The 16,646-nt window shown below is 51.2% G+C and carries 18 protein-coding genes; 17 read left to right on the top strand and 1 reads right to left on the bottom strand.

Annotated elements, in window-relative coordinates:
* The first annotated feature begins 104 nt into the window (after positions 1-104).
* The 5 genes from queA (at position 105) to secF (ending at position 5,596) form a co-directional block, all read left to right on the top strand.
* On the top strand, positions 105-1,184 hold the full coding sequence (gene queA / locus N7E60_RS11210) for a tRNA preQ1(34) S-adenosylmethionine ribosyltransferase-isomerase QueA (protein ID WP_069590624.1): 1,080 nt from the start codon (positions 105-107) through the stop codon (positions 1,182-1,184).
* 84 nt (positions 1,185-1,268) lie between these two features.
* On the top strand, positions 1,269-2,390 hold the full coding sequence (gene tgt, locus N7E60_RS11205; RefSeq protein WP_069590626.1) for a tRNA guanosine(34) transglycosylase Tgt: 1,122 nt from the start codon (positions 1,269-1,271) through the stop codon (positions 2,388-2,390).
* 36 nt (positions 2,391-2,426) lie between these two features.
* Positions 2,427-2,756 (top strand): preprotein translocase subunit YajC, encoded by a 330-nt coding sequence (gene yajC, locus N7E60_RS11200; RefSeq protein ID WP_069590628.1) that lies wholly within the window; start codon positions 2,427-2,429, stop codon positions 2,754-2,756.
* A 27-nt stretch (positions 2,757-2,783) separates the two neighbouring features.
* Positions 2,784-4,637: a protein translocase subunit SecD gene (gene secD, locus N7E60_RS11195; RefSeq protein ID WP_269597506.1), complete on the top strand. Its 1,854-nt coding sequence runs from the start codon at positions 2,784-2,786 to the stop codon at positions 4,635-4,637.
* 11 nt (positions 4,638-4,648) lie between these two features.
* Positions 4,649-5,596: a protein translocase subunit SecF gene (secF, locus tag N7E60_RS11190; protein ID WP_077678135.1), complete on the top strand. Its 948-nt coding sequence runs from the start codon at positions 4,649-4,651 to the stop codon at positions 5,594-5,596.
* A 108-nt stretch (positions 5,597-5,704) separates the two neighbouring features.
* On the opposite strand, the gene suhB is transcribed toward secF, so the two are convergent.
* Positions 5,705-6,508 carry an inositol-1-monophosphatase gene (suhB, locus tag N7E60_RS11185; RefSeq protein WP_069590632.1) on the bottom strand — a complete coding sequence of 268 codons (804 nt, stop codon included), beginning with the start codon at positions 6,506-6,508 and terminating at the stop codon, positions 5,705-5,707.
* Between the two features lie 261 nt (positions 6,509-6,769).
* On the opposite strand from suhB, the gene trmJ reads away from it, so the two are divergent.
* The 12 genes from trmJ (at position 6,770) to N7E60_RS11125 (ending at position 16,642) form a co-directional block, all read left to right on the top strand.
* Complete coding sequence (gene trmJ / locus N7E60_RS11180; protein WP_077456437.1) at positions 6,770-7,525, top strand: tRNA (cytosine(32)/uridine(32)-2'-O)-methyltransferase TrmJ; 756 nt, start codon at positions 6,770-6,772, stop codon at positions 7,523-7,525.
* Between the two features lie 132 nt (positions 7,526-7,657).
* Positions 7,658-8,179, top strand: a complete 522-nt coding sequence (gene iscR / locus N7E60_RS11175; RefSeq protein WP_069590637.1) for a Fe-S cluster assembly transcriptional regulator IscR — start codon at positions 7,658-7,660, stop codon at positions 8,177-8,179.
* A gap of 29 nt (positions 8,180-8,208) precedes the next feature.
* Positions 8,209-9,423: an IscS subfamily cysteine desulfurase gene (locus N7E60_RS11170; protein ID WP_077456440.1), complete on the top strand. Its 1,215-nt coding sequence runs from the start codon at positions 8,209-8,211 to the stop codon at positions 9,421-9,423.
* Positions 9,424-9,477: 54 nt separating this feature from the next.
* On the top strand, positions 9,478-9,861 hold the full coding sequence (gene iscU, locus N7E60_RS11165; RefSeq protein ID WP_069590641.1) for a Fe-S cluster assembly scaffold IscU: 384 nt from the start codon (positions 9,478-9,480) through the stop codon (positions 9,859-9,861).
* A 21-nt stretch (positions 9,862-9,882) separates the two neighbouring features.
* Positions 9,883-10,206 carry an iron-sulfur cluster assembly protein IscA gene (iscA, locus tag N7E60_RS11160; RefSeq protein WP_069590643.1) on the top strand — a complete coding sequence of 108 codons (324 nt, stop codon included), beginning with the start codon at positions 9,883-9,885 and terminating at the stop codon, positions 10,204-10,206.
* Between the two features lie 13 nt (positions 10,207-10,219).
* Positions 10,220-10,732: a co-chaperone HscB gene (hscB, locus tag N7E60_RS11155; RefSeq protein ID WP_069590645.1), complete on the top strand. Its 513-nt coding sequence runs from the start codon at positions 10,220-10,222 to the stop codon at positions 10,730-10,732.
* Between the two features lie 47 nt (positions 10,733-10,779).
* Positions 10,780-12,630 carry a Fe-S protein assembly chaperone HscA gene (gene hscA / locus N7E60_RS11150; RefSeq protein ID WP_069590647.1) on the top strand — a complete coding sequence of 617 codons (1,851 nt, stop codon included), beginning with the start codon at positions 10,780-10,782 and terminating at the stop codon, positions 12,628-12,630.
* Between the two features lie 2 nt (positions 12,631-12,632).
* On the top strand, positions 12,633-12,971 hold the full coding sequence (fdx, locus tag N7E60_RS11145) for an ISC system 2Fe-2S type ferredoxin (protein ID WP_069590648.1): 339 nt from the start codon (positions 12,633-12,635) through the stop codon (positions 12,969-12,971).
* Positions 12,972-13,005: 34 nt separating this feature from the next.
* Positions 13,006-13,200, top strand: coding sequence for a Fe-S cluster assembly protein IscX (gene iscX / locus N7E60_RS11140; RefSeq protein WP_175418670.1), 195 nt, complete (start codon positions 13,006-13,008; stop codon positions 13,198-13,200).
* A gap of 205 nt (positions 13,201-13,405) precedes the next feature.
* Positions 13,406-14,701: an aminopeptidase PepB gene (gene pepB, locus N7E60_RS11135; RefSeq protein ID WP_269597503.1), complete on the top strand. Its 1,296-nt coding sequence runs from the start codon at positions 13,406-13,408 to the stop codon at positions 14,699-14,701.
* 154 nt (positions 14,702-14,855) lie between these two features.
* A complete protein-coding gene (gene ndk, locus N7E60_RS11130) occupies positions 14,856-15,284 on the top strand; it encodes a nucleoside-diphosphate kinase (protein WP_077456448.1) in 429 nt (142 codons plus the stop codon).
* Between the two features lie 236 nt (positions 15,285-15,520).
* Positions 15,521-16,642: a bifunctional tRNA (adenosine(37)-C2)-methyltransferase TrmG/ribosomal RNA large subunit methyltransferase RlmN gene (locus N7E60_RS11125; protein WP_077456450.1), complete on the top strand. Its 1,122-nt coding sequence runs from the start codon at positions 15,521-15,523 to the stop codon at positions 16,640-16,642.
* Positions 16,643-16,646: the final 4 nt, after the last annotated feature.

Genomic DNA, 16,646 nt, shown 5'->3' with positions numbered 1-16,646 from the left:
GCAATAAGATGTGACAGTTTAAGCGGCGACTAATCCTCCACCTTGCTTGATATTCACCGTGGTGAACCTATACTAGCGGCCTGCTTTTTATCTAGGCAAATGTCATGCAATTATCCGATTTTCACTTTGAACTTCCCGATGAGTTAATTGCACGCTATCCGCAGCCGGATCGCAGTGCAAGTCGCTTATTGTCACTCGATGGCACAAGCGGTGAGGTGGTACATCGTCAGTTTAAAGATATCCTCGAGCTGGTTGAGCCTGGGGATTTGATGGTGTTCAACAACACACGAGTGATCCCCGCGCGTGTGTATGGCCGCAAAGCGTCGGGCGGTAAAATAGAGGTGCTAGTGGAGCGCGTGCTCGACGAACGTCGTTTCCTCGCCCACGTGCGCGCGTCTAAAGCCCCCAAACCCGGTGCCGAATTATTCCTTGGCGATGACGGACAGATCCCTGCAGAGATGGTGGCACGCCACGATGCTCTGTTCGAAATCCAGCTAAACGGCGATAAAGGCGTGGTAGATACGCTTAACGACATCGGCCATATGCCGTTGCCGCCATACATCGACCGCCCTGATGAAGAGAGCGATAAAGAACGCTATCAAACTGTGTATAACCAAAAGCCCGGGGCAGTTGCTGCGCCAACGGCGGGGTTACACTTTGACGATGCCATTATGGCTGCGCTTAAAGAAAAAGGCGTCAATATAGCGTTTGTTACCTTGCACGTCGGCGCCGGAACATTCCAGCCCGTGCGCGTTGATAATATCGAAGAGCACGTAATGCATGCAGAGTATGCGGAAGTGCCACAAGAGGTTGTTGATGCGGTGAACCACACACGTGCGCAAGGTAAACGCGTGATTGCGGTGGGAACCACCTCGGTGCGTTCACTGGAAAGTGCGGCACAAGCGGCGAAGCAAAACGGTGAGCCGTTGGCGCCATTTTTCAACGATACTCAGATTTTTATCTATCCTGGTTATCAATGGCAGCTGGTGGACGTGCTAGTGACCAATTTTCACTTGCCGGAATCAACCTTGATCATGCTGGTGAGCTCTTTTGCCGGTTACGAACATACGATGGCCGCTTATCGTACGGCAGTTGAAGAGCGTTATCGCTTTTTCAGCTACGGCGATGCCATGTTTATTACCCGTCAGCAAGACGCTGACTCATCTACAACGACACGAGATTAACTGCTCGTGCGATGCTTGCGGCAGGATAAACCTTGCACGCATAAGACACACGCCAGACTGTTTCTCTGGCACTGAGGAGGATTCGTGGAATACGAACTGAAGAAAACCGACGGACGCGCCCGCCGTGGCCGTTTGATCTTTGAGCGCGGGACTGTAGAAACCCCAGCATTTATGCCGGTAGGAACGTACGGGACCGTAAAAGGAATGACCCCAGAAGAAGTCAAAGGAACCGGTGCCGAAATCTTGCTTGGCAACACCTTCCACCTTTGGCTGCGTCCGGGTCAAGAGGTAATGCGACTGCACGGGGATTTGCATGACTTTATGCAGTGGCAAGGACCCATCTTGACCGACTCTGGCGGCTTCCAAGTCTTCAGCTTGGGCGATATCCGTAAAATCACCGAAGAAGGGGTCCATTTCCGTAACCCTGTGAACGGTGATCGCATCTTTATGGATGCGGAAAAATCGATGGAGATCCAATACGACCTTGGCTCAGACATCGTGATGATTTTTGATGAGTGTACCCCTTACCCAGCGACGCACGCCGAAGCGAAAAAGTCGATGGAGATGTCACTACGCTGGGCAAAGCGCAGCCGTAATCACTTTGACAAATTAGGTAACAAAAATGCGCTGTTCGGTATCGTGCAAGGTGGTGTATACGAAGACCTGCGCGATGTATCGGTCAAAGGGCTCACTGAGATTGGCTTTGACGGTTATGCTGTCGGTGGTTTGGCTGTGGGTGAGCCAAAAGAAGACATGCACCGCATCTTGGAGCATACCTGTCCGCAACTACCAGAAGATAAGCCCCGCTATCTGATGGGCGTGGGTAAGCCTGAAGATTTGGTGGAAGGCGTTCGTCGTGGCGTAGACATGTTTGATTGTGTGATGCCAACCCGAAATGCCCGCAACGGCCACCTCTTTATTACCGGCGGTGTGATCAAGATCCGTAATGCGAAACATAAAAGTGATACCTCGCCACTGGATCCAGAGTGTGACTGTTACACTTGCCGCCATTACAGCCGTGCTTACTTGCACCATTTAGACCGCTGTAACGAAATTCTTGGCGCGCGCCTCAATACCATCCATAACTTACGTTACTATCAACGAGTGATGGAAGGTTTGCGTCACGCGATTGACGAAGGTAGATTAGATGCCTTTGTAGAGGATTTCTACGCGCGTCGTGGCAAGGAAGTGCCGCCGCTCGACTGATTTCGAATTCAACAACTAGAACGAGGACGTGATTGAATGTTTATCTCACAAGCTCACGCAGCCGCTGAAGCCGGACCACAAGGTGGTGGTATGCAACTATTTATCATGCTTGGCCTTTTTGCGGTGATTTTCTACTTTATGATTTACCGCCCGCAAGCCAAACGTGTTAAAGAGCACAAGAACTTGATGGCTTCTATGAGCAAAGGGGACGAAGTACTGACCGGTGGTGGTTTGGTGGGTAAAATCACCCAAATCGCTGAAGACAATGATTTTATTGTCATCGCCCTGAACGACGACAACGAAGTGACGATTAAAAAAGACTTCGTGACCGCTGTTCTACCTAAGGGTACCATCCAGTCTCTTTAATTCTCGCAACCATAAAGGATGCATGCTGTGCTAAACCGTTATCCTTTGTGGAAGTACATCATGTTGCTGGTAATCTTGGTTACCGGCATCGTGTATGCGCTTCCCAATTTATACGGTGAAGATCCAGCAGTACAAATTTCCGGGGCGCGTGGCGCCTCGGTAGATATGACTGCGCTGGACTCCATCAAACAAACCCTCGAATCCAACGATCTCTCCTATCAATCTATCGCGCTCGAAGACGGCACCGTGTTGGCCCGCTTTAAAGACACTGAGACCCAAATCAGTGCTCGCGATCTTCTGATGTCCCGTTTTGATAGCAACGACTATGTGGTGGCTTTAAACCTGGCTCCGGCGACGCCGACTTGGCTAGACGCGTTGGGTGCTACGCCAATGAAGCTTGGTCTTGACTTGCGTGGCGGTGTGCACTTTCTCATGGAAGTGGACATGGACGCGGCACTCGAAAAGCTGATGACGCAGCAGGAAGACAGCTTCCGTACTGATCTGCGCGAAGCGCGTATTCGCTACCGCGGCATTCGAATTGAAGATAATACCCGCGTTGTGGTGCTGTTGCGTAATGCGCAAGACACAGACAAAGCACTTGAGCTGCTGTCGAATAACTATCTGGATATGAACTTCTCGGTAGATGACGATCAAGGCAAACTGACCGCCGTCTACAAAGAAGAGCGCCTGAAAGAAATTCGTAATTACGCAGTGGCCCAAAACATCACCATTTTGCGTAACCGTGTGAATGAGTTAGGTGTGGCCGAGCCATTGGTGCAACGTCAAGGCGCAAGCCGGATTGTGGTTGAGCTTCCGGGTGTACAAGATACGGCGCGTGCGAAAGAAATTCTTGGCGCGACGGCGACCTTGGAATTTCGCGAAGTGGATCAAGACGCCGACTTGTCTGCTGCCATGGCTGGCCGAGTGCCGCCGGGTAGCGAGCTGATGATGACCCGTGATGGTCGTCCAACCGTGTTGAAGAAGCGCGTGATCCTGACCGGGTCTCATATTACCGATGCGAGCTCGTCGCGTGACGAATACAGCCGTCCTCAAGTCAATATCTCGCTAGATAGTGAAGGTGGCGACAAGATGTCGGACTTCAGTAAACGCCATATTGGTGAACTGATGGCAACGGTTTTCGCTGAGTACAAAGACAGCGGAGAGCGCGACGAAAACGGCAAAGTGATCTTGGAAAAGCATGAAGAAGTGATCAACCAAGCGACGATTCAATCGGCGTTGGGGCGTAACTTCCGGATTACTGGCATCGACTCGCCTGCAGAAGCGCACAACCTCGCGTTGCTGTTACGTGCAGGTGCCTTGATTGCTCCCATCTCTATTGTTGAAGAGCGCACCATTGGTCCATCTATGGGGCAGCAAAACATCAATATGGGTGTGCAAGCCTGTATCTGGGGATTGGTCGCGGTGATGGTTTTCACCTTGATTTACTACCGTCGCTTTGGCCTTTTTGCTAACTGTGCGTTATTTGCGAATATCGTGCTGATCATCGGTATCATGTCTTTGATTCCTGGGGCGACCATGACGCTACCCGGCATTGCCGGTATTGTCCTCACCGTGGGGATGGCCGTGGATGCGAACGTACTTATCTTTGAGCGTATCCGCGAGGAGCTGATTGAAGGGCGTAATCCACAACATGCGATTGATCGGGGTTACTCCAATGCCTTCAGTACCATTGCCGATGCCAACATCACCACATTGATCACTGCCATCATCTTGTTTGCAGTGGGTACAGGTGCAATCAAAGGCTTTGCTGTGACGCTGTCGATCGGTATTTTGACCTCAATGTTTACGGCCATTATCGGTACACGTGCGCTGGTTAACCTGGTGTACGGCGGTAAACGCGTCAAGAAACTGTCGATTTAAGGGAGCCAAGCATGTTTCAAATTTTTAAACCAGACATGTCGATCAACTTTATGCGTTGGTCCAAGTTGGCCTTCGTTTTTTCGCTTGTCATGATTGCCGCGTCTGTGGTCACCCTGTCAACCAAATGGTTGAATTGGGGGCTGGACTTTACTGGCGGAACCCTGATTGAAGTCGGCTTCGAGCAGCCGGCAGATTTGCCTGCAATTCGTGAAGCCTTATCCGCTGATGGGTTTGACGATGCGGTGGTGCAAAACTTCGGCAGCGCTACGGATGTGATGGTCCGTTTGCGTCCGCGCGATGATATGCAGGGCGAAAATCTGGGTAACGAAGTGCTCCGTGCGATCAAAGAAGGCACGGGTGAAGCAGTTGAAATGCGCCGGATTGAGTTTGTGGGTCCAAACGTCGGGGACGAACTGACCGAAGCGGGTGGTCTGGCGATCATCATTGCCTTGGTTTGTATTTTGATCTACGTCTCATTCCGCTTTGAGTGGCGTCTGGCTGCCGGTGCGGTTATGGCGTTGGCGCATGATGTGATCATCACCTTAGGGATCTTCTCACTGTTCCAAGTTGAAGTAGACTTGACCATTGTTGCTGCGTTGCTAACGGTGGTGGGTTACTCGTTGAACGATACCATCGTGGTATTTGACCGGATTCGTGAAAACTTCCGTAAGCTGCGTAAAGGCGAGTCGGATGAGATCATCAACGCCTCTATCTCACAAACCTTAAGCCGGACCACGATTACATCCGGGACCACGTTGTTTGTGGTCATCGCCCTATTCACCTTGGGCGGTTCAATGATCCACGGGTTTGCCATGGCATTGCTGATTGGTATCACGGTAGGTACGTATTCTTCGATTTACGTTGCGTCAGCGTTGGCGCTGAAACTGGGGATTACTCGCGAGCATTTGCTGGTACCCGAGGTGGAAAAAGAAGGTCAAGAGTTCGACTCTATGCCTTAATGCTGTCGGCTACCGACTCGGTGGCCGTGGCTTTAGCATTCAGTTTGGTAATAAAAAAAGCGGCGCTCGATGAGCACCGCTTTTTTCTTGTTTCGTCTGTCGTGTCGATTATTTCTTCATCGACTCAGGCGCATTCTCACGCACTTTTGCCAGCATACCTTTCACGATACGTGGGTTACCACTGACAATGTTGCCTGAGTGCATGTAATCGGTGCCGCCACTAAAGTCGGTACAAATCGCACCCGCTTCACGAGCAATCAGCTCACCGGCCGCAAGGTCCCAAGGCTTAAGGCCAAGCTCAAAGAAACCGTCTACACGGCCAGCGGCCACGTAGCACAGATCCAAGGCTGCTGAACCGGTACGACGGAAGTCTGCACAATCAACAAACAAAGCACTGATCACGGCCATAAAGCCTTCAGCATGTTGCTTCGCTTTGAAGGGGAAACCCGTCGCGAGGATAGTGCCGTTCAGATCTTTTGCGCTGCCGGTACGGATACGTTTGTTGTTAAGTTGCGCGCCAGCACCGCGTTGTGCGGTGAATAGCTCGTTACGCATTGGGTCATACACGCAGCCGATTTCGGTGCGGCCTTTAATGCGCACAGCGATAGAAACGCTGAAGTGAGGTAAGCCATTAACGAAGTTAGTGGTGCCATCCAGTGGGTCGATGATCCATTGATAGTCGCTATCTTTACCTTCCGCAACGCCAGATTCTTCACCAACGATGGTGTGGTCAGGGTAGGACTTTTTGATGATGTCGATGATGATTTGCTCAGCACCTTTGTCCACATTGGTGACAAAGTCATTGGTGCCTTTTTGCGCGGTTTCGATGTTGTCTCTGTGTTCTGCAGATTTAGCGATAAAGTCGCCAGCCTTCCGTGCAGCACGGACGGCGATGTTTAGCATCGGATGCATACGATTTTCCCAACGGATGTTAAAGAACGAAAGCGGGCGCGAGTATAACAGAGCTGGATGAAAAGGAAAGTGGTTATTTTTTCATCGCCACGGATCAGGCAATTAGCGCGGTAACATGTTTTTCGTCAATAGTCGCTCTTGTCCTAGCTGAGAAGTATTATCGATTGCACTGTGATAAACTGCGCAGATCTTTCAGACCTCTGCTTGCGGGTAGTCAAAGCCAATGGTTACCCCGGTAGTGCAAGAGACGACGATAACACCATGCTAGATCAAATTCGCGTAGTGCTAGTGGGCACTTCCCACTCCGGCAATATCGGCTCGGCGGCACGAGCCATGAAAGTAATGGGCTTAAGCCGTATGACCCTAGTGGCACCTCAATGTGACGTTGATGGACAAGCCATTGCACTGGCTGCCGGTGCCAGTGATATCGCCAATAACGCGCGAGTGGTGGACACGCTTGAAGAAGCCGTGGCCGATTGTGGCTTGGTGATTGGGACCAGTGCACGCAGCCGAACGCTAGAATGGCCGATGCTAGATGCCCGCGAGTGTGGGAAAAAGGCCTTGTCTGAAGCACCGTCTCATCCGGTTGCGATTGTGTTCGGCCGTGAGCGCACAGGACTCACAAATGAGGAGTTGCAAACCTGTCATTATCATGTCGCCATTCCTGCCAACCCAGATTATAGCTCGTTGAATTTGGCCATGGCGGTGCAAACACTCTGCTATGAGCTGCGTATGGCATGGTTAGAAAGCCAAGCGTATCAAGGCGAGAGTCAGGTTCAAGACTATCCGCTTAATGAAGAGCTGAGCCGTTTTTACCAACACCTTGAAAAGGTGTTAACCCAAACCGGTTTTATTCGTAAACAGCATCCTGGCATGGTGATGACCAAATTGCGTCGTCTGTTTAATCGCGCAAGGCTGGAGAGCCAAGAGCTTAATATTCTGCGAGGCGTCTTGTCGTCGGTTGAAAAAGGGACCCAGCCAACAGGCGCATCACCATCCAATAAAGAGAATTCATAACGGCATTGATCGATTTCATTGGCACGACGTAATAGGGCAAATAAAACCTGACTAAATTACTCAGGTAAATACTTGACCAAAACACTCAAGTATGTAACCATTTGACCATCTATTCACCACAGGTAGCGTGTTATGAGACTGACTTCGAAAGGCCGTTATGCGGTAACCGCGATGCTCGATGTCGCCCTTCATTCTGAGCAGGGCCCGGTGCCACTGGCGGACATTTCTGAGCGTCAAGGCATTTCATTGTCTTACCTTGAGCAACTTTTTTCTCGCCTACGCAAGGCGGGGCTAGTGAGCAGTGTTCGTGGCCCAGGCGGTGGTTATCGTCTTGGTGTAGAAGCCACTGATATCGCGGTAGGTGCCGTGATCGCGGCGGTTGACGAATCCGTAGACGCCACTAAGTGCCAAGGTAAAGCTGATTGTCAAGGCGGTACTCGCTGTTTGACGCATACCTTGTGGCGCGATTTAAGTGCCCGTATAAGCGGTTTTCTAAATGACATCACGCTCGGTGAGCTGATGCAAGATAACGAAGTGAAGCAAGTAGCAGATCGTCAGGACGCTAAACTGGATGCCACCTTGGCGCCCAGACATTCTTTTAGCTCACAAGTAAAGCAAGACAGTGCCACCATTGGTGTCAATGTTCGCTCCTGATGACCATGTCGGTGTAATTGGAGAAAAACATGAAATTGCCCATTTATTTTGATTACTCAGCCACGTGTCCGGTTGACCCGCGTGTGGCTGAAAAAATGAGTCAGTACCTGACTATGGACGGGTTCTTTGGTAACCCGGCCTCTCGCTCGCACCGTTTTGGCTGGCAGGCAGAAGAAGCGGTGGATACCGCTCGTGAGCACATCGCGAACTACTGCAATGCTGATCCTCGTGAAATCGTCTTTACCTCTGGTGCGACCGAGTCTGACAACTTGGCAATTAAAGGCATCGCTCACTTCTACGCGAAGAAAGGCAAGCACGTCATTACTTGTAAAACCGAGCATAAAGCGGTGTTGGACCCATGCCGTCAACTCGAACGTGAAGGTTTTGAAGTTACCTACCTTGAGCCAGAAGAAAATGGCTTGGTAGACATGAAAAAGCTCGAAGCAGCGATGCGTGACGACACAATCTTAGTGTCTATCATGCACGTGAACAACGAGATCGGTGTGATTCAAGATATCGCGGCCATTGGCGAACTGTGCCGTGAGCGCAAGATCATGTTCCATGTCGATGCGGCGCAATCTATCGGTAAACTGCCTATCGATGTGCAAGAAATGAAAGTGGACCTGATTTCATTCAGCGCCCACAAAGCCTACGGACCTAAAGGTATCGGGGCGCTGTATGTTCGCCGTAAACCTCGCGTGCGTATCGAAGCGCAAATGCACGGTGGTGGCCACGAACGCGGTATGCGTTCAGGTACACTCCCTACCCACCAAATCGTGGGCATGGGTGAAGCGTTCCGTATTGCCAAAGAAGAGCGTGAAAAAGATTACCAACACGCACTGGCATTGCGTAACCGCTTCTACGAAGGCGTTAAAGATCTGGAAGAAGTCTACGTCAACGGTGATATGGAACAGCGTGTTCCACACAACCTAAACGTAAGCTTTGCGTTTGTTGAAGGCGAATCTTTGCTGATGGCATTGAAAGACCTTGCCGTTTCTTCAGGCTCAGCCTGTACGTCAGCAAGCCTTGAGCCTTCTTACGTATTGCGTGCACTGGGACGTGACGATGAGCTTGCACACAGCTCACTGCGTTTCTCATTTGGCCGCTTCACCACTGAGGAAGAAGTGGACTACGCGGTTGAAAAAGTCCGCGAAGCGGTTAACAAACTGCGTGAAATGTCTCCATTGTGGGATATGTACAAAGACGGTATCGACCTAAGTACCGTTGAATGGGCGCACCACTAATTCAAAAAACGCGCCAGCTGGCAACAGTGAGCAATCATATTTGAGGAAACGATTATGGCTTACAGCGATAAAGTAATTGACCACTACGAAAACCCACGTAACGTCGGTGCGTTTGAAAAAGATGATCCGTCTGTCGGTAGCGGCATGGTGGGTGCGCCGGCTTGTGGTGACGTTATGAAGCTACAAATCAAGGTGAACGACCAAGGCATCATCGAAGACGCCAAATTTAAAACCTACGGCTGTGGGTCAGCGATTGCATCAAGCTCGCTGGTGACTGAGTGGGTAAAAGGCCGCTCAATTGATGATGCCGCCGCGATCAAAAACTCAGAGATCGCTGAAGAGCTAGAACTTCCGCCGGTAAAAGTGCACTGCTCTATCTTGGCAGAAGACGCTATCAAAGCGGCAGTGAGTGATTACAAGAAAAAACACCAGCAGTAAAACCAAGGGGTTGTTGTAACTATGGCGATTACCATGACACAAGCGGCATCTGATCGCGTCAGAGCTTTTTTGGATAACCGAGGCAAAGGCATTGGCCTGCGACTGGGTGTCAGAACGTCAGGTTGCTCAGGCATGGCTTATGTCCTTGAGTTTGCTGATGAGCTGCAAGAAGGCGATCAGGTGTTCGAACGTGACGGTGTAAAGGTGATCGTCGACAGCAAAAGCCTGCTTTATCTCGAAGGGACAGAGCTGGACTTTGTGAAAGAAGGCCTAAATGAGGGCTTTCAGTTCAACAACCCTAACGTGAGCAGCGAGTGTGGTTGTGGCGAAAGCTTTAACGTGTAATTCGTGAGAGCACATGAATCATTTTGAACTCTTCGAGCTACCGTACCAGTTTGAGCTGGACGGTAGCTCGCTTTCTTCCACATTCCGGGAACTGCAACGTCAGTACCACCCCGACAATGTGGCTAGCCAAGACGATAAGACTCGTCTTCAGGCGGTACAGAAAGCATCCCAAATAAACGATGCGTTCCAGACCCTAAAAGATCCGGTGAGTCGCGCAGAATACATGCTGCTCCTGCAAGGCATTGACTTGAAAGACGAGCAACAGACCATGCAGGATCCGGAGTTTTTAATGCAGCAAATGATGCTGCGCGAAGAACTTGAGTCAATCACCGACAGTCATGACGACGCGGCATTGTTTGATTTTGGTGAGAAAGCCCAAGCGCTTTACGACAGCTTGATTGCGGATGTTAAAACCGCGCTAGCACAATCGCAGTGGCAAGATGCTGCGGTGATCGTTCGTAAGCTCAAGTTTGCGGTCAAACTTCGTCAAGAAGTGGAACGCGTTGAAGATCAGCTCATGGGCTGATGTTGCACTTATTCGCCTGTCAACGCAGTAAAGTTTAAGGATTCGACATGGCACTGTTACAGATTTCAGAACCCGGTCAAAGTGCTGCGCCGCACGAGCACAAACACGCGGTGGGCATTGATTTAGGGACCACCAACACCTTGGTAGCGTCGGTGCGAAGTGGCAAGGCGACCACCTTGAACGACCATCAAGACCGACCTTTGATCCCCTCCGTCGTCCACTACGGTGAAGAGACTGTTTCTGTCGGTTACGATGCGCTAGACAAAGTGCAGACAGACAGCGCGAACACCTTGGTGTCCGTGAAACGTATGATGGGACGCTCATTGGAAGATGTCCAAGCCCGCTACCCTAATTTGCCTTATCAGTTTTCTAAAACCGAAAACGGTCTTCCACAAGTCGAGACACGTCGAGGGGCGATTAACCCTGTTCAAGGTTCGGCCGATATTTTACGTGCCGTGCGTGAGCGCGCAGAGGACAGCCTAGGCGACGCCTTAGAAGGCGTGGTCATTACGGTGCCTGCTTACTTTGACGATGCGCAGCGCGCAGGGACCAAAGATGCGGCCAAACTTGCAGGCCTTAATGTCTTGCGCCTGCTTAATGAGCCAACTGCGGCGGCGATTGCCTACGGCCTCGACTCTGGTCAAGAAGGCGTGATTGCCGTGTACGACCTTGGCGGCGGTACCTTTGATATTTCTATTTTGCGCCTTTCGAAAGGGGTGTTTGAGGTCATGGCCACGGGCGGTGACTCGGCACTGGGTGGCGACGATTTTGACCACTTGGTTGAACAGTGGATCTGCGAGCAAGCCGGATTTGAAACCCTGAGTGGTGATGAGCGTCGTACGGTGCTTCACGCGGCGACACAAGCCAAAATTGCGCTATCGTCGGCGGACACCACTGCCATTGATGTGCTTGGTTGGCAGGGCGTGCTGACGCGAGAAACGTTCGATCAGCTGGTGGCGCCACTGATCAAGAAAACCTTGATGTCGTGCCGTCGTGCACTGAAAGATGCCAGTGTCAGTGCTGATGAAGTGCTGGAAGTGGTTATGGTGGGCGGTTCAACCCGTGTGCCTGCGGTTCGTGAGCAGGTTGGCCAATTCTTCGGGCGTGAGCCCCTCACCAGCATTGACCCGGATAAAGTGGTTGCCATGGGTGCGGCCACTCAAGCGGATATTTTAGTTGGCAACAAGCCAGACTCTGACATGTTGTTGTTGGATGTGATCCCCTTGTCACTCGGTATTGAGACCATGGGTGGCTTGGTGGAAAAAATCATTCCACGTAATACCACGATTCCTGTCGCCAAAGCGCAAGAGTTTACGACCTTCAAAGACGGCCAAACTGGCATGAAAGTGCATGTGGTACAAGGCGAGCGTGAGATGGTCGACGACTGTCGCTCACTGGCCCAGTTTAGCCTGAAAGGCATTCCACCCATGACGGCTGGCGCCGCACATGTGCGCGTTACCTATCAAGTGGATGCTGACGGCTTGCTGTCTGTCACCGCGATGGAAAAATCGACCGAGGTTGAAGCGTCCATCCAAGTGAAGCCGTCTTACGGGCTCAGCGATGACGAGATCGCTACGATGATCAAATCATCGTTTACCCATGCGGCAGAAGACAAAGACGCGCGCTACTTAGCGGAGCAGCGTGTTGAAGCTGACCGCGTGATTGAAGGGCTGCTTGTTGCGATGCAACAAGATGGCGATACCTTGCTTGATGCCGATGAGCAACAAGCACTGGTGAATGAAATAGAAAAACTGATCGCTCTGCGCAACGGTGATGATGGCGCTGCGATAGAAGCCGGAATCAAAGCGCTGGATAAAGCAAGCCAGACCTTTGCGGCACGTCGCATGGACCAATCGATTCGTCATGCGTTGGCCGGCCAATCCATTGATGAGGTGTAATCATGCCTAAGATTATTGTTCTGCCACACCAAGATTTGTGTCCAGAAGGCGCAGAATTAGAGGCCAAAGAAGGTGAAACGGTTCTCGACGTGGCGCTAAAAAACGGTATTGGGATCGAACATGCCTGTGAAAAGTCCTGTGCCTGTACCACATGTCACATCATTGTTCGTGAAGGCTTCGACTCACTCGACGAAAGTGACGAGCTAGAAGACGATATGCTGGATAAAGCGTGGGGGCTGGAGCCTGAATCACGTCTCGGCTGTCAGGCAAAAATCACGGATGAAGATCTCGTGGTCGAGATCCCACGTTATACCCTCAACCATGCGGCAGAAAACCATTAATCCAAGCCGCTAAGGACGGAGAAGCAAGATGAGCTTGAAATGGACAGACTCACGCGATATCGCGATTGAACTGAGTGATACCTACCCAGATGTAGACCCTAAAGCGGTACGGTTTACGGATTTACACCGTTGGATCACTGAGTTAGAGGATTTTGATGACGATCCGGAGCGTTCTAATGAGCGTATCCTAGAAGCGATCATCATGTGTTGGATGGATGAGCTAGACTGAGGGTTAACTCTCGTGAGTGGCTGATAATACTTGTATTTTAGCCACTGCCTCGGCACAGTATCTGTGGCCAAATACCTAACACATTATTAAAAGCGGGCCAATCGGCTCGCTTTTTTACATTCAACTGGCTGTCATCGACCTCGATTAAGATAGCCGGATGACGCTGCGCAGCAAAAAGCAGCGCGATAGTACAAGGAGTGCAACTATGTCTGAAACATTAATGGTTACTTTGTCGCATGAACCGGCAGCCGCGCATTGGGGCGAGAACGCCTTGGTCTCATTTGAGGCGGATAAAGCGGTTGTACACGCGCCAAAAGGCGAGACGCAACGCGATAAAGTACAGCAAGCCGCTCGCAAGCTTGAAGGGCAAGGCGTACCAGCATTAACGCTTGGTGGTGACCAGTGGGACTTGGAACTGGCGTGGGCGTTCTATCAAGGTTTGCGCGACCCGAAAAATACCGTCGCATTTGAACAGGCGGTGCTCAGTGGCGCCGATGCCGATGAGTTCGCCCTGCGCCAGCAAGTGGGCGATTGGGTGCGCGACATTATCAACCAAACTGCCGAAGAAGTGGGCCCTCATCAACTGGCTGCCCGCGCGGGGGAGTTTGTCAAATCCATGGCCCCAGAGGCGGTCAGTTATAAAATTATTTCTGGCACCGATTTGCTTGAGCAAGGCTGGAACGGCATTTACACCGTTGGACGTGGTTCGGCGCGTAAACCGACCATGCTGCAGCTTGACTTCAACCCAACTGGTGATGAATCTGCCCCTGTCTATGCGTGTTTAGTGGGGAAAGGGATCACCTTCGACTCGGGCGGTTACAGCATTAAGCCGTCTGACTTTATGGCGTCGATGAAAGCCGATATGGGGGGGGCTGCCACCGCGACCGGCGCATTAGCGATGGCGATTGCTAAAGGGCTGAATAAGCGCGTCAAACTGATCCTATGCTGCGCAGAAAACATGATCTCAAGCAGCGCTTATAAGCTTGGGGATATCATTACCTACAAAAACGGTGTGACGGTTGAAGTGCTCAACACTGATGCGGAAGGCCGATTGGTCTTAGCCGATGGTCTGATGTACGCCAGTGAACACAAGCCTGAACTCTTGATTGATTGTGCGACCCTAACCGGTGCAGCGAAAGCCGCGCTGGGTAATGACTATCACGCTTTATTCAGTTTTGACGACTCACTGGCGCATCGCACCCTTGAAGCGGCGCAGCAAGAAGGTGAAGGCATGTGGCCGCTGCCACTGGCAGAATTCCACCGTAAACTCTTGCCTTCATCGTTCGCGGACATTGCTAATGCGTCTTCTGGTGCATACATGCCAGGCGCGAGCACCGCGGCTGCGTTCTTGTCCTACTTCGTGGATGATTATCAAAAAGGTTGGATGCACGTTGATTGCTCCGGTACCTATCGTAAAGCCGCGAATGACAAATGGGCGGTGGGCGCGACCGGTATGGGTGTGAAAACCCTCGCTCGTGTGTTGTTGGATGAGGCGAAATAATCGCTCATTGACTGAAAACAGGCGAAGCATGTCACTGATTTTTTGTGCCAGTTAACGCTTCGCCTGATTAGGCTTAGGGCGCACGGATAAAGTCTGCTAGGGTAGGCCCGTATCGTCCCTTGAGGCCCATTATAGAGAGTGAAAGGAAAAGCGAATGACCATTGAACGCACTTTTTCTATCGTCAAGCCTGATGCCGTAGAGCGTAACCTCATTGGTGCTATCTATCAGCGTATCGAAAGTGCTGGTTTGCGTATTGTCGCAGCGAAAATGCTGCATCTGACCAAGGAGCAAGCAGAAGGGTTTTATGCCGAACACCAAGGCAAACCGTTCTTTGCGTCACTGGTCGAGTTTATGACCTCGGGTCCCATTATGGTCCAAGTGCTAGAAGGTGAGGGCGCGATTAGCCGTTATCGCGAGCTAATGGGGAAAACCAACCCAGAAGAAGCGGCCTGTGGCACCTTGCGCGCCGATTTTGCAGAAAGCATGCAATACAACTCAGTGCATGGCTCGGATAGCCCCGCGTCTGCTGAGCGTGAAATTGCTTACTTCTTCACAGCCGATGAGATCCATCCTCGTTGCTAATCCCGCTTTTAGCGCACGAGTGTTTTAAAAAGAGGCGTTGGCCTCTTTTTTTACGTCTTAAGTGCAAATAACCCTGCTCGCTGAGAGTGGAAACTGTGATCTAAAGCTTGTACAATTTCGCGCCTTGAGCGCGCACGCCAGCTCCTTGTTAGCACAACAGGGTGGACAAGCAGCGTGCCGCAATGGCGAATATACTTGTCTTTACCACACAGCTAGTTCTTACGAGGCAACCCCCAATGACAACAGAGAAAGTTAATCTGCTTGATTTTGACAGGCAGGCACTCCGTGCATATTTTGCTGACGAGCTCGGCGAAAAGGCATTCCGTGCCGACCAAGTCATGAAGTGGATCTATCACTTCGGTTGCGACGACTTCGATGAGATGAACAACATCAACAAGAAGTTGCGTGAGAAACTCAAGCGTGTGGCGGAGATCCGCGCACCAGAAGTGGCATCGGCCCAGTACTCAAAAGATGGCACCATTAAATGGGCCATGCGTGTGGCTGGTCAAGATGTTGAAACCGTCTATATCCCAGAAGATGACCGGGCTACCTTGTGTGTGTCTTCGCAGGTTGGTTGTGCGTTGGACTGTAAATTCTGCTCGACCGGTGCCCAAGGCTTTAACCGCAACTTGCGCGTGTCTGAGATCATCGGTCAGGTATGGCGTGCGGCGAAAGAAATCGGGATTGAAAAAGAAACTGGTCGCCGTCCGATCACCAACGTGGTGATGATGGGCATGGGCGAGCCGTTACTGAACATGAAAAATCTGATCCCAGCGTTGAACCTGATGCTAGATGATAACGCCTACGGCCTATCGAAGCGTCGCGTGACGGTCTCAACCTCAGGGGTTGTGTCAGGTCTTGAGCAAATGATCGGTAAAATCGACGTGGCGTTGGCGATTTCTCTGCATGCGCCGAATGATGAGCTTCGTAGCCAGATCATGCCAATCAATGACCGCTGGGACATTGAGGCATTCCTTGATGCCGTGCGCCGTTATATTGCGACATCGAATGCGAACCGTGGTCGTGTCACGGTTGAGTATATTTTGCTCGATCATGTCAATGATTATATGGAGCATGCGCGTCAGCTCGCAGAGCTACTGAAAGATACGCCAGCGAAGATTAACCTTATTCCATTTAACCCGTATCCTGAATCTCCGTACAAGAAACCGAGTAATTCTCGTATCGATAGGTTTATGAAAACCTTGATGGAATACGACTTTACCGTGACGGTACGCAAGACGCGTGGAGATGATATTGATGCCGCTTGTGGGCAATTAGCCGGCGATATCATTGATCGAACCAAACGCGCCGAGAAGCGACTGGGTGCACAGGAGGTTATCCCTGTTCGTCCAGTCTGACCGT

This window comes from Salinivibrio proteolyticus (assembly GCF_027286365.1).
Classification (GTDB): domain Bacteria; phylum Pseudomonadota; class Gammaproteobacteria; order Enterobacterales; family Vibrionaceae; genus Salinivibrio; species Salinivibrio proteolyticus.
This window is presented reverse-complemented; position numbering and strand designations above follow the sequence as displayed.

Excerpts from the sequence above, each read along its gene's own strand:
- hscA (WP_069590647.1), top strand. The coding sequence starts at position 10,780 with ATGGCACTGTTACAGATTTCAGAACCCGGTCAAAGTGCTGCGCCGCAC.
- suhB (WP_069590632.1), bottom strand. The coding sequence starts at position 6,508 with ATGCATCCGATGCTAAACATCGCCGTCCGTGCTGCACGGAAGGCTGGC.
- queA (WP_069590624.1), top strand. The coding sequence starts at position 105 with ATGCAATTATCCGATTTTCACTTTGAACTTCCCGATGAGTTAATTGCA.
- N7E60_RS11125 (WP_077456450.1), top strand. The coding sequence starts at position 15,521 with ATGACAACAGAGAAAGTTAATCTGCTTGATTTTGACAGGCAGGCACTC.
- secF (WP_077678135.1), top strand. The coding sequence starts at position 4,649 with ATGTTTCAAATTTTTAAACCAGACATGTCGATCAACTTTATGCGTTGG.
- hscB (WP_069590645.1), top strand. The coding sequence starts at position 10,220 with ATGAATCATTTTGAACTCTTCGAGCTACCGTACCAGTTTGAGCTGGAC.
- iscU (WP_069590641.1), top strand. The coding sequence starts at position 9,478 with ATGGCTTACAGCGATAAAGTAATTGACCACTACGAAAACCCACGTAAC.
- ndk (WP_077456448.1), top strand. The coding sequence starts at position 14,856 with ATGACCATTGAACGCACTTTTTCTATCGTCAAGCCTGATGCCGTAGAG.
- iscA (WP_069590643.1), top strand. The coding sequence starts at position 9,883 with ATGGCGATTACCATGACACAAGCGGCATCTGATCGCGTCAGAGCTTTT.
- N7E60_RS11170 (WP_077456440.1), top strand. The coding sequence starts at position 8,209 with ATGAAATTGCCCATTTATTTTGATTACTCAGCCACGTGTCCGGTTGAC.
- pepB (WP_269597503.1), top strand. The coding sequence starts at position 13,406 with ATGTCTGAAACATTAATGGTTACTTTGTCGCATGAACCGGCAGCCGCG.
- yajC (WP_069590628.1), top strand. The coding sequence starts at position 2,427 with ATGTTTATCTCACAAGCTCACGCAGCCGCTGAAGCCGGACCACAAGGT.
- trmJ (WP_077456437.1), top strand. The coding sequence starts at position 6,770 with ATGCTAGATCAAATTCGCGTAGTGCTAGTGGGCACTTCCCACTCCGGC.
- iscR (WP_069590637.1), top strand. The coding sequence starts at position 7,658 with ATGAGACTGACTTCGAAAGGCCGTTATGCGGTAACCGCGATGCTCGAT.
- fdx (WP_069590648.1), top strand. The coding sequence starts at position 12,633 with ATGCCTAAGATTATTGTTCTGCCACACCAAGATTTGTGTCCAGAAGGC.